The 12,283-nt window shown below is 72.9% G+C and carries 10 protein-coding genes and 1 pseudogene; 10 read left to right on the top strand and 1 reads right to left on the bottom strand.

The genetic code is table 11. The features are described 5' to 3' along the window. Positions 1-3: 3 nt before the first annotated feature. The 8 genes and pseudogenes from DFR72_RS45265 (at position 4) to DFR72_RS01240 (ending at position 6,358) form a co-directional block, all read left to right on the top strand. Complete coding sequence (locus tag DFR72_RS45265; protein WP_170176061.1) at positions 4-171, top strand: hypothetical protein; 168 nt, start codon at positions 4-6, stop codon at positions 169-171. Positions 172-305: 134 nt separating this feature from the next. After that, positions 306-350: pseudogene (locus DFR72_RS48055) on the top strand (hypothetical protein); the annotation flags it as partial. A gap of 292 nt (positions 351-642) precedes the next feature. After that, positions 643-1,563, top strand: a complete 921-nt coding sequence (locus DFR72_RS01265; RefSeq protein WP_090064610.1) for an arsenic resistance protein — start codon at positions 643-645, stop codon at positions 1,561-1,563. A 196-nt stretch (positions 1,564-1,759) separates the two neighbouring features. Next, complete coding sequence (locus DFR72_RS01260) at positions 1,760-3,214, top strand: sensor histidine kinase (RefSeq protein WP_170176080.1); 1,455 nt, start codon at positions 1,760-1,762, stop codon at positions 3,212-3,214. After that, positions 3,211-3,867: a response regulator gene (locus DFR72_RS01255; protein ID WP_090064431.1), complete on the top strand. Its 657-nt coding sequence runs from the start codon at positions 3,211-3,213 to the stop codon at positions 3,865-3,867. The genes DFR72_RS01260 and DFR72_RS01255 overlap by 4 nt, the downstream gene beginning before the upstream one ends. Positions 3,868-3,943: 76 nt before the next feature. Continuing rightward, positions 3,944-5,083: an alpha/beta hydrolase family protein gene (locus tag DFR72_RS01250; protein WP_090064611.1), complete on the top strand. Its 1,140-nt coding sequence runs from the start codon at positions 3,944-3,946 to the stop codon at positions 5,081-5,083. Then, the gene (locus DFR72_RS01245) at positions 5,080-5,721 is read left to right on the top strand and encodes a DedA family protein (RefSeq protein ID WP_090064432.1); all 642 of its coding nucleotides are present in this window, start codon (positions 5,080-5,082) and stop codon (positions 5,719-5,721) included. The genes DFR72_RS01250 and DFR72_RS01245 overlap by 4 nt, the downstream gene beginning before the upstream one ends. A gap of 10 nt (positions 5,722-5,731) precedes the next feature. Further along, positions 5,732-6,358: a VOC family protein gene (locus tag DFR72_RS01240; protein ID WP_090064433.1), complete on the top strand. Its 627-nt coding sequence runs from the start codon at positions 5,732-5,734 to the stop codon at positions 6,356-6,358. On the opposite strand, the gene DFR72_RS01235 is transcribed toward DFR72_RS01240, so the two are convergent. After that, positions 6,326-9,004: a helix-turn-helix transcriptional regulator gene (locus tag DFR72_RS01235; RefSeq protein ID WP_245982544.1), complete on the bottom strand. Its 2,679-nt coding sequence runs from the start codon at positions 9,002-9,004 to the stop codon at positions 6,326-6,328. The genes DFR72_RS01240 and DFR72_RS01235 overlap by 33 nt on opposite strands. A gap of 109 nt (positions 9,005-9,113) precedes the next feature. Here DFR72_RS01235 and DFR72_RS01230 point away from each other — a divergent pair, with 109 nt between their 5' ends. Next, entirely contained in the window at positions 9,114-10,187 is a 1,074-nt protein-coding gene (locus DFR72_RS01230) for a class I SAM-dependent methyltransferase (protein ID WP_090064435.1), read from the top strand. After that, on the top strand, positions 10,184-12,280 hold the full coding sequence (locus DFR72_RS01225) for an alpha/beta fold hydrolase (protein ID WP_245982407.1): 2,097 nt from the start codon (positions 10,184-10,186) through the stop codon (positions 12,278-12,280). Before DFR72_RS01230 ends, DFR72_RS01225 begins: the two co-directional genes overlap by 4 nt. Positions 12,281-12,283: the final 3 nt, after the last annotated feature.

Below are 12,283 nucleotides of genomic sequence, written 5' to 3'. Positions count from 1 at the left end.
GACTTGCATCCGGTACCACGGCCCGAAGTCGCGGCCCGTGCGGCGGTGCGGGAGACGGGCTGCTGCTCGTTCTTCACGTTCGAGCTGACGGTCACCGGCGGTGGCGTGACCCTGGCGATCTCCGTGCCGGACTCGCGGGCCGAGGTGCTCGACGCGCTGGCGGCGAGGTGAGCGGGATGCGGACGGGCGAGGTCGCGGAGGCGCCGGTGTGAACCGGGAAACGCTGCGGTACCACGAACGCGTCGGCCTGCTCGCCCCCGTCGGATCGATCGCTCGGCGGGCATCGGCTCCACCCACGCGAGACCGTGACGGTGCTCCGCGTGATCAAGGCCGCGCAACGGCTCGGGTTCACCCTCGACGAGGTTGCCGATCTGCTCGCGGTCGGTTCCGCCGCCCTGGTCTGCGGGCGCGCGCCGAGGGGAAGCTCGGCGAGGTCGAGGCGCGGATCGCGGACCTGGAGGTCGTCCGCGACACCCTGCGCGCGGCGATCTCGGCCGGTTGCGACGACCTGGTCGCCTGCGCGCACGCGCCGTCGTGCCCGCTGCCCTTCGCCGGGCTGGGCTGAGCCGGGAAGGCGCCTGCCAGGGGATATCGTCCTGATCATCCGATCAGGAGGGTGCTGTGCCGGGGTTCGTCGCGGGGATGGAACGTCACCAGGTCGCCGTCTACCTCGGCGCGCTGGCCGCGGGGGCGCTGGCGGGCTGGGCCGCTCCGGGTGCGGGCCCGGTGCTCGAACACGCCATCAACCCGGTGCTGGCGGTCCTGCTGTACGTGACGTTCCTGCAGGTGCCGGTGGCCGAGCTCGGGCGTTCGCTGCGGGCTGGCCGGTTCCTCGGGGCCGCTCTCGTCGCGAACTTCGTGGTGGTGCCGCTGGTGGTGGCCGCGCTCTTCACGTTCCTGCCCGACGATCAGGCCGTGCGGCTGGGCGTGCTGTTGGTGCTGCTCACCCCGTGCGTCGACTACGTGATCGTGTTCAGCGGACTGGCCGGTGGCGACAGCCGGCGACTGCTCGCCGCCACGCCGTTGCTGCTCCTCGCGCAGATGGTGCTGCTGCCCGGCTATCTGTGGCTGTTCCTCGGCTCCGGCCTGGCCGTCGTCGAACCCGGCCCGTTCGTCGAGGCGTTCGTCGTGCTGATCCTGGTCCCGCTGGCCCTGGCGTGGCTCACCCAGGCCAGGGCGGGGCGGATCATCGGTGCGATCAGCACGACGATGGTGCCGTTGATGGCCGCGACCCTGTTCGCGGTGGTCGCGTCGCAGGTGCCCAAGCTCGGCGACGACCTGCCGCAGGTCGCCCGCGTGGTGCCGTTCTACGTGGCGTTCCTGGTCGTGATGGCCTTCGCCGGGCTCGCCGTGGCCCGGTTGTTCCGGCTGGACGCGGCTTCGGGACGCGCGGTCGTGTTCACGGGGGCGACGCGCAACTCGCTGGTCGTGCTGCCGCTCGCGCTGGCGTTGCCGGACGACCTCGCGGCTGTCGTCGTGGTGACGCAGACGCTGGTCGAGGTGGTCGGCATGGTCGTCTACGTGCGGGTGGTGCCGCGCCTGCTGCCCGACCGTCAGGCCTGAAGCCGGCGATCTTCGCCGACCACGTCCAGGCGGTGTCCGACAATTCCGCCGGGCGACAGTGGCGGCCGAGGGATCCGCGGACGGCGCCGCGCCCGGTATGAGGCCGTCGCGGCGACACCGTCCGCGGATCGCTCGCCCGCGCCTCTCACCGAACGAAATTGTCAGACACCGCCTAGCCGTCTTCTACGATGAACCGATGAGGGGGCTGCGGTGGCCGGACGCCGTGTTGTGGGTGGTCCTGGCTGTGCCGCTGGTGCCGGGAGCGATCGGCGAGCCGGTGGAGCTGACCGCCGGTTTGGTCCTGCTGACCGCCGCCGTGCTGCTCTTCCGGAGGTTTCCGGTGCGGACGCTGTGCGCGCTCGTGGCGGCCGCGGCGGTACCCGCACTGGCGCTGGTGCCGACCGTGACGAACCCGCCGTGGGTCTGGCCGTTCCTCGCCGCCGGGGTGTTCGGGTTCCGCGCCGGGCGGTGGGCCGGCGACCCGGTGCTCGTGCCGCTGGCCGCCGTCCTGCTCGGCGGGCTGCCGGTCAGCGTGCTGGCGGACGGAACGGCGCGCGGCGGGTTCGGTGTGCTGTTCGGGCTCTACGACTGGTTCCTGCTGGTGCTGATCGTGCTGGCCGCGGTGCTGTGCCCGTGGTTGCTGGGCCGGTACCTGCGGCTGCGCGCCGAGGTCGCGGCGGCGGGTCTGGAGCGGGCGGCTCTGCTGGAGCGGGCGCGGATCGCGCGGGACATGCACGACTCGCTCGGCCACGAGTGGGGGCTCATCGCGTTGCGCGCGGCCGCTCTCGAGGTGTCGCCGGACCTGCCCGAGCGGCACCGGGCGGCGGCAGGTGAGCTGCGGGCCGGCGTCGCGGCGGCGACCGAGCGGCTCCAGGAGATCATCGGCGTGCTCGGGCCGCGGGACGAGCGGACCGACGTCGCCGCGTTGGTCGAACGCGCGGCGGCCGCGGGCATGGACGTCGAGTGGACCCCGGCGGAGCCGTCACCCGAGGCCGTCGAACGCGCCGTGCACCGGATCGTCCGGGAAGGACTGACGAACGCCGCCAAGCACGCACCGGGAGCGCCGGTCAGCGTACGGGTGGAACGCCTGTACGCCAGCACGACCGTCACCGTCGTGAATGGACCGGCGGCCGGTACACCAGGTCCGGCGGGCGGCGGCAACGGGCTGGCGGCCCTGGCCGAACACGCCCGGCTGCTGGGCGGCACGCTCACCGCCGGGCCGGGCGACGGCGGGTTCGCGCTCGTGGCGGAGCTGCCGCACGACGCTCGACCGGCGAACGTCGGCAGACCGGCCCGCCGAAGCCTGGTCAGGGCGGCCAGGACACCGCTGCTGGCCGGCACCGCCATCGCGGTGCTCGCGATGGCGCTCTACGCGGTGGTCGGCGCCGGCAACAGCCTCGACCCGGAGGTGTTCGAGAAGATCCAACTCGGCACACCGCGCGCGGACGTCGAGCCGCGACTGCCACCGTTCCAGATCCTGGGAGACCCCGAACGCATGCTGTCCGACCCGCCGAAGGGCGCCGACTGCCGCTACCACTGGTCGCGGGAGCAGACCGACGAGCAACTGTTCTTCCGGCTGTGTTTCGCCGCGGACCGGTTGGTGCACAAGGAAGCCGTGCCACGCGGCGCTATCTCGGGCGAGGCGCGGTGATCCGGGTGCTGCTGGCCGACGACGAACCGCTGACCAGAGCCGGAGTCCGGGCCGTGCTCGGCGCCGAGCCGGAGTTCGAGGTGGTGGCCGAGGCCGCCGACGGGCACGCGGCGGTCGAGCTCGCGCTGGCCCACCGGCCGGACGTCGTGCTGCTCGACATCATGATGCCGCGCATGGACGGCCTGGCCGCGGCGGCCGAGATCCGCCGCACCGTGCCGGGCACCGGCGTGATCATGCTGACGACGTTCTCCGAGGACGAGCACATCGCCCGCGCGTTCGACGGCGGCGCCAGCGGTTTCCTGCTCAAGACAGGAGACCCGAGGGAGCTCTTCGCGGGCATCAGGGCCGTGGCGGAGGGCGCCGCGTACCTGTCGCCGAAGATCGCTCAGTGGGCGATCCGGCGGCTGGGTGAGGAGCGTGTGTCCGGTGCCGCGCGTGCGCGGGACCTGGTCGCCGGGCTGACCGACCGGGAACGGGAGGTGCTCGCCCTGGTCGGCGCCGGGCTCCCGAACGCGGAGATCGGCCGCCGGCTGCACGTCGTGGAGGGCACGGTGAAGGTGTTCGTGAGCTCGATCCTGCGCCGGCTGGAGGTGCCGAACCGGGTGCGCGCCGCGATCATCGCGTTCGAGGCGGGGCTGGTGGACCAGGGCTGACCTATGTCTTTCGTGCAGTGCTCCGGCAGCGTTCGACAGATGCCGGCGGGCGGGCGTGATCGACAGGCTGGGCCGCATGAGATCCAGCTACTGGGCCGTTGTCGCGGCGGCCGCGATGACGGTCGCGCTCGCCGCTCCCGCGGCCGCCGCTCCACTCCCGCTCACCCTGCCGAAGCCGTCGGGGCCGTTCCCGGTGGGCACCACCGAACTGCACCTCGTGGACGAGACTCGCACCGATCCGTGGGCGCCGGGCAGGTCGCGCGAACTGATGATCTCGCTGTGGTACCCGGCCACGCCCTCGTTCCGGGCCCCGGTGCGCCACCTCAGCCCGGGGATCGCGGCCTTCTACGACCAGACCGCCGCCGGCTCGGTCGGACTCGCCCCCGGAGTCGCCGACTTCGCGGGCACCCGGACCCACGCGAGGCCGGCCACGCCACTTCCCGGCCGCCGCCCCGTGGTCCTCTACTCGCCGGGACGCGGCCAGTCGCGTTCGTTCGGCACGACCCTGGTGGAGGACCTCGCCAGTCGCGGCTACGTCGTCGTCACCATCGACCACACCTTCGCGGGCCCCGTGGAGTTCCCGGACCGCGTCGAACTCCCGGTCGGCCGCGCGGACACGGCGCTGATGATGCGGGAGAGGGTGCGCGACACCGGTTTCGTGCTGGACCGGCTCGGCTCGACCACGCTCGCCGCCGTGATGGACCTGTCGAGGGTCGGCATGGCCGGCCACTCCATGGGCGGGTTCACCGCGGCCGAGGCCATGCTCACCGATCCGCGCATCGACGCGGGAGCCAACCTCGACGGCAGCATGGACCCGAACTCCGGCCAGGCGAGCGCGCGCGGCGCCGACCGGCCGTTCCTGCTCATGGGCGGCGGGACCAGCGGCGCGGACAAGCACCCGCACGACCACGTGCACGCACCGGACTGGGCGGCGTTCTGGGCGAACTCCACCGGCTGGAAACGCGACGTCCACCTGCCCGCGGCGGAACACATGAGCTTCACCGACGCCCAGGTGCTGCTGCCCCAGATCGACAGGCCGCACCCGCTGCCCGCCGACAAGCTCGCGGCGGCGATCGGCACCGTCGACCCGCGCAGGAGCCTGACCGCGCAACGGGAGTACCTCGCCGCGTTCTTCGACCTGCACCTGCGCGGCCGGCACACCGCGCTGTTCGACGGCGACTCACCCGCCCACCCGGACGCGAGGCTCGTCCCGTGACCGCGTTGCTCGACTGGCTCGCGAACCTGCCGCCGGTCTGGGTGATCGTCGCCGCCGGTGTGCTCGTGTTCGGCGAGTGCACGCTGGGGCTGGGCTTCATCGCTCCCGGCGAGACCGGCCTCTTCGTGCTCGGCACCACCGCCACCAGCCCGCCCGCGTTCGTGGTGATGTGGCTGGTCACCACGGTGTGCGCGGTCGGTGGCGACTCGGTCGGCTTCCTGATCGGCCGCCGCTACGGCGCACGGCTGCGCGAGTCGCGGATCGTGCGGCGGCACGGCGCGCAGCACTGGGACCGAGCGACCGCCTTTCTGCGCCGCAGGGGAGCGGTCGCGGTGCTGGCCGCGATCTTCCTGCCGGTCCTGCGCACACTGCTGCCCGCCGCCGCCGGAGCCGCCGGGCTGCCGTTCCGGACGTTCCTGCCCGCCGTTCTCGTCGGCGCCACCGGGTGGTGCGCGTTGCACATCGGCCTCGGCGCGGCGGCGGGGGAGACCGCCCGGCGGGTCGAGAAGCTCGTCGGCACGGGCAGCACGATCGCGGCCGTCGCCGTGGTCGTCGTGCTGGCGGTCGTGGTGCTGCGCAGGCGCAAGGCCGTGAGCCGGTCAGGAATCGAGAAGCACGGGTCCCAGGGCGGCGAATAGCGTTCCCGGCATGACCTCATTCGACGCGATCACCCTCGAAGTGTCCGACCTCGCGGCCGCCGAACGCTTCTACGCCAACGCTTTCGGGCTCGGTTCCCGCCTGCGCCTGCGGGCCTCGCAGGAAGCGGCCACCGGCTTCCGCGGCTTCACCCTGTCCCTCACGGTGGCGCAGCCCGCGGACGTCGACCTCCTGATCGGCGGCGCGCTCGACGCCGGTGCGACCGTGCTCAAGCCCGCCGGGAAGTCGATGTGGGGCTACGGCGGCGTCGTGCAGGCACCGGACGGCACCATCTGGAAGGTCGCCACCTCGGCCAAGAAGAACACCGGACCGGCCACCGGGCAGATCGGCGACGTCGTGCTGCTGCTCGGCGCGACGGACATCGTCGCGAGCAGGCAGTGCTACGTCGACCAGGGCTTCACCGTGGAGAAGAGCTTCGGCCGCATGTACGTCCAGTTCGCCGCGGCCGGCACCGTGAAGCTGGGGCTGTACCGGCGGCGCGCGCTCGCCAAGGACGCCGGGGTGGCGCCCGAGGGTTCCGGTTCGCACCGCGTCGTGATGATCGGCGCCGGCGACTTCACCGACCCGGACGGGTTCGCGTGGGCGTCAGGGCAGCCGGCCGGCCAGCTCGGCGCGTGAGCGGATGCCGAGCTTCGTGTAGACCTTGCGCAGGTGGTACTCGACGGTCTTCGGGCTCAGGAACAACGCGGCGGCGACCTCGCGGGTGGTCCTGCCCTCCGCGAGCAGGAGTGAGACCTGCAACTCCTGCGGGGTGAGGGTTTCACCCCGGTCGCGACGCTTGATCTTCTCGCCCGTCGCGCCGAGTTCGACCGCGGCGAGGTCCGCCCACCGTGCCGCGCGCAGGTTCTCGAACGTCTCCAGCGCGGCGTGCAGGTGCGGCCGGGCGTCCACCCGCCGCCGGGCGCGGCGCAGGCGGGCACCGTAGGCGAGCCGGGTGCGCGCGGTCTCGAAGTCGTCCAAAGTCCTGTGGTGGAAACCCAAGGACGCCTCGAAGTGGCTGTCGAAGCCGTCCTGGCTGAGCACGCCCAACGTCCGCTCGGCGCGTCCCATGGCCCACGGCTGGCCCTTCGCCGCCGCCTCGGACCGGTAGCGCCGGGCCACGACCACGGCGTCGTCGCGCCGGCCCAGCCTCACCAGCGCGTCCGCGAGCTCGGGCGCGGGGGACAGGTCGGGATCGGTGAGCTGGAGCCCGTCGAGCAACGCCGCCAGTTCCTCCAGGTGCGTCAGCGCGCCGGTCGCGTTGCCCAGCCCCAGTTCCAGCTCTCCCAACGCGAACAACGACCAGACCCGTCCGATGTGGATGTCGCGGTCCCGGCAGATCGGCAGCGCCTCCGCGACGAGTGCCCGGCACCGTTCCTCGTCACCCAGCCGTGCGCGCAACCAGGCGATACCGGCCAGGCACATCGCGAGGTCGGTCTCCTGGCCCGTCTCCCGCGCCAGCCGGGTGGCCTCGTCGTAGGTCGCCTCGGCGCGGACCCACTGGTTCGTCGTCGCCTCGTCCCGCGCGACGTGGAACAGCAAGGCGGGCAACGTCCCCACGGCGGCCTCCTCGCGGGCGTCCGCGACGATGCGGCGGAGGTCCGCGCCGGAGTCCGCGTCGCGCAGGAACAACGGCCCGATCATCAGCCACGACAGCCTGCGCCGGTCCTCGCGGAGCTGTCCGGACGAGGCGAGCAGGCCGACCGCGGCCCGGATCTGGCCGGCGCCACCGCGATTGGCGAGGATCCGCGCGACTCCGGCCGCCATCTGACCCAGCCCCCGCGCACGGGCGGACGTCACCCGGGGCAGCAACTGCTCGATCTCGTGCGCCAGCTCGACCCCGGTCGTGGTGTCGCCGAGGTAGAAGCACGCGTTCACGGCGTCGGCCAGCAGCACGACGCCCGCGTCGGCGGTCTCGGACCCCCTGGCGGCGATTCGGCAGAGGTCGCGCGCCTCGGTCAGCGAACCGGTGCGCGCCGCGATCGCCGCCCGCAGTTCGACGGCCCGCAGCCGCGCCTCCTGTTCTTGCAGGTCGCCTGCCTCATCCAGCAACGAGACGGACCGTCTCGTCTCGCCGGCCAGCCACGCCGACTCCGCCGCGGCGACGCACAACGAGGCGTGCCGCCGGACGTCCGGGCTCAGCCGCGCAGCTCGTCCGTAAGCGGCCGCGGCGACGTCGTAGGCGCTCCGCTCGTGCGCTCGCCTCGCCGCCATGACGAGAAGATCGGCGACGCGGGCGTCCGGGCCGACGGCAGCCTCGGCGAGGTGCCAGGCGTGCCGGTCGGCGTCGCCGGGACCGATCGCCTCGGCCACGGCGCGGTGGATCGATCTGCGGCGCTGCGGGTCCGCGTCCCCGTACACGGCCGCGCGGATCAGCGGATGCCGGAACTCGACGCGGCCGTCGGCCATCCGCACGAGCCCGGCGCTCTCGGCCTCCGCCAGCGAGTCCACGGCGAACCCGAGCACCCGGCACGCGCCGGCCACCACCCGCAGGTCGTTCCCGGCCACCGAGGCCACCTCGATCGCCGCCCGCCCGGCCTCGCCCAGCGACCGCGCCTGCGAGGCGAACTCGGTGGCCAGCGCGGCGGACACCGGGAGCGGCGCCTCGGGAGACACGTGCGCCCACCGGTGCGCCCCGGCGGCGAGTTCGATCAGCGCGAGCGGGTTCCCGGCCGTCGCCCGGTGCAGCCGCGCGATCAGCTCGGGTGACGCGGCCACGCCGGACCTGCTCGACACCAGCTCACCCGCGGCGGCGAGGTCGATGCCGGACAACGGCAGCGTGGGCAGCGGCGGATCCGGCGACCGCGTGGTGGCCAGCAGCACGACCGGGTCGGCCGAGAGCCGGCGCGCCGCGAACACCAGTGCGTCCGCCGACGGCCGGTCGACCAGGTGCAGGTCGTCGAGCAGCACCGCGACCGGCCGGTCCTCGGCGAAGCGGCACAGCAGGCTCAGCGTCGCGGCCCCGACGGCGAACCTGTCGACGGCGGGCCCGGACCGCAGCGCCAGCGCGACCGACAACGCCTGTGCCTGAGGCCCGGGGATCTCGTCCAGGCGGTCCAGCGCGGGCCGCAACACCTGGTGCAGGGCACCGAACGGGATCTCGCGCTCGGGTTCGCTCCCCGCGGCCCGCAGGACGTGCATCCCGGTGGCGCACCCGGCCGCGAACCGCAGCAGCGCGGTCTTGCCGACCCCGGGCTCACCGGTGACGGCGAGGGCGCCGCCGTGCCCGAGCCGGGCGCTCGCGACGAGCCGCTCGACCTGTCGACGCTCGGACTCGCGTCCCATCAGCACACGGGGCAGTGTAGGCACGGTCGCGGCACTAGGTGGGGCACCTGATGCGGCTGTCCCGTTGGCGCTCATAGGTTCCGACCCCTCACACAGGAGGGAAGAGCAGATGACCACGACCAGACCCGAGGTGGACACCGACAGGCTCATGGAGTTCGTGTTCCGGGCCGTCGGCGAGGTCGGCGCCACGCTCAACGCCGCACTCGTCGTCATGGGCGACAAGCTCGGCTACTACCGCCTGATGGCGTCCGGCGACCCCATCAGCCCCGCCGAACTCGCCGACCGCAGCGGCACCGCCGAGCCCTACGTGCGGGAGTGGCTCAACGCCCAGGCCGCCGGCGGTTACGTGACCTACGACCCTGCGAGCAGCCGGTACGCGCTGCCGATCGAGCACGCGGTGGCGCTGACGGTCGAGAACAGCCCGGCGTTCCTGCCCGGCATGTTCCAGATCGCGCTGGGCACCGTGCACAACGCCGGGCGGGTGCTGGACGCCGCCCGCAGCGGGTCCGGGGTCGGCTGGCACGAGCACAACGGCGACGTGCACCTCGGCTGCGAGCGGTTCTTCCGGCCCAACTACGAGGCGAACCTGATCGAGGGCTGGCTGCCCGCGCTCGACGGCGTGACCGCGAAGCTACGGGTCGGTGCGCGGGTCGCCGACGTCGGTTGCGGCCACGGCGCATCGACGATCCTGATGGCACAGGCGTTCCCGAACTCGTCCTTCACCGGTTCGGACTACCACCCCGAGTCGATCCGGGTCGCGCGCGAACGGGCCGCGGCCGCGGGTGTCGGCGACCGCGTGACGTTCGAGGTCGCGTCCGCCAAGGACTTCGGCGGCACGGGCTACGACCTCGTGACCATGTTCGACTGCCTGCACGACATGGGCGACCCGGTCGGCGCCGCCCAGCACGTCAGGGACGCGGTGGCGCCCGACGGCACGTGGATGATCGTCGAACCGATGGCCGGTGACCGCGTCGAGGACAACCTCAACCCCGTCGGCCGCACCTACTACGGCTTCTCCACGTTGCTGTGCACGCCGGCCTCGCTGTCGCAGGACGTCGGACTCGCGCTCGGCACCCAGGCCGGGCCCGCGCGGATCCGCGACGTGGCGGTCGCCGGTGGGTTCACCCGGTTCGCCGGCGTGGCCCAGACCCCGTTCAACCAGGTCCTCGAAGTCCGGCCGTGAACGGCGAGCCGCGCCCGGTGCGCGAGGCGGACCAGAGGGGGCACGCCCGGCGCGCCGGCGTGCGGCTCGCGTTCCAGGTCTACGACAACCCCGGCAGGCCAACGGTTCTGCTGATGCCGACGTGGTCGATCGTGCCCTCGAAGTTCTGGAAGGCGCAGGTTCCCTACCTGGCACGGCACTTCCAGGTGGTCACCTTCGACGGCCGCGGCAGCGGCGAATCGGATCGCCCCACCGGTGGTGAGTCCTATGTGGACGCGGAGTACGCGGCCGACGCGATCGCGGTCATGGACGCCACGAACACCGACCGGGCCGTGCTGGTGGCGTTGTCCCGTGGTGATGCCTGGTCGGTGCTCGCGGCCGCGCACCACCCGGAACGGGTCACCGGCATCGTCGCGATCGGCCCCGCCAGCGGGTCCCTCATCGGCGTCCAGGAGCAGGAGAGGCAGGCCTGGGAGTCGGCGGAGGGCAAGTACACCCGGCAGTACTGGCTGAACGGCGGCTACGACGACTTCGTCGACTGGTTCTTCGCGAGGATGTTCGCCGAACCCCACTCCACCAAGCAGATCGAGGACGCCGTCCGGTGGGCGCACGAGATCGACCCCGCCACGCTCGTGGACACGACCGCCGGCCGGCTCAGTTCCCCGTCGATCGAGGACGACTGCCGCAAGGTGCGCTGTCCGGTGCTGGTCATCCACGGGACCGGCGACCGCATCCGTCCGCACGCCATCGGAGAACGCCTCGCCGAGCTCACCGGTGGTTCGCTGGTGCTGGTCGACGGCGCCGGGCACGGCGTGCACGCCCGCGATCCGGTGCGGATCTCCCTGCTGGTCAAGGAGTTCGTCGACCGGGTGCACCCCGTGACCCGGCGCACGAGGACGTCCAGGACCAGGCCGCCACGGGCGCTCTACCTCAGCTCACCGATCGGCCTCGGCCACGCCCGGCGCGATCTCGCCATCGCCTCCGAACTGCGCAGGCTCCATCCGCGCCTGCAGGTCGACTGGCTCGCGCAGCACCCCGTCACCGAGGTGCTCGGACCGGCGGGGGAACGGGTCCACCCGGCGTCCGCGTGGCTGGCCGGCGAGTCGTCCCACGTGGAGGAGGACGCGGGCGAGCACGACCTGCACGTGTTCGAGGCGTTCCGGCGCCTGGACTCCGTGCTGGTGAACAACTTCATGGTGTTCAACGACGTCCTCGACGCCGAGCGGTACGACCTGGTGATCGGCGACGAGGCCTGGGAAGTCGACTACTTCCTGCACGAGAACCCCGAGCTGAAGCGGTTCTCGTTCGCCTGGCTGACGGACTTCGTCGGCTGGCTGCCGATGCCGGACGGCGGTGCTCGCGAGCAACGCCTCACCGCCGACTACAACCTCGACATGATCGAGCAGCGAGCCCGGCACAGGCGCGTGCGGGACAGGTCGGTGTTCGTCGGCAACCCGGACGACGTGATCTCACTGCCGTTCGGCGAGGGCCTGCCCGCGATTCGCGAGTGGACGGAGCAGAACTTCGACTTCTCCGGCTACGTCACGGGATTCGACCCGCCGGACGACCGCGAGCGCGCGGCCTTGCGCACGAGGATCGGCCTGCGCCGGGACGAGAAGCTCTGCGTGGTCACGGTCGGGGGTTCCGGCGTGGGGGAGTCGTTGCTGCGGCGAGTGCTCGACGCCGTGCCCGCGGCGGTCGAACGGGTGCCGGCCTTGAGGTTCCTCGTCGTCACCGGGCCCCGCATCGACCCGGACTCGCTGCCTGGCCGTCCTGGGGTCGAGATCCGCGGCTACGTGCCGGACCTGCCCCGGCTCCTCGCCGCCTGCGACCTGGCGGTGGTGCAGGGCGGCCTGACCACGTGCATGGAGCTGACCGCCGCCGGGCGCCCGTTCCTCTTCGTGCCGCTGCGACACCACTTCGAGCAGAACTTCCACGTCCGGCACCGGCTCGAACGCTACGGAGCGGGCCGGTGCACGACCTACGACCAGGTCGCCGATCGTGACGTCCTGGCCGCCGCCATCGCCGGGGAGATCGGCAGGGAGGTCGGCTACCGGGAGGTCGAGGCGGACGGCGCCGCCCGCGCCGCCGCCCTGCTCGCGGAGTTGCTCTGAACG

Source organism: Lentzea flaviverrucosa, from assembly GCF_003350445.1.
GTDB classification, from domain to species: Bacteria; Actinomycetota; Actinomycetes; order Mycobacteriales; family Pseudonocardiaceae; genus Lentzea; species Lentzea californiensis.
Note: the sequence above shows the minus strand (reverse complement) of the source record. Positions and strands in the feature narration are given on the sequence as shown.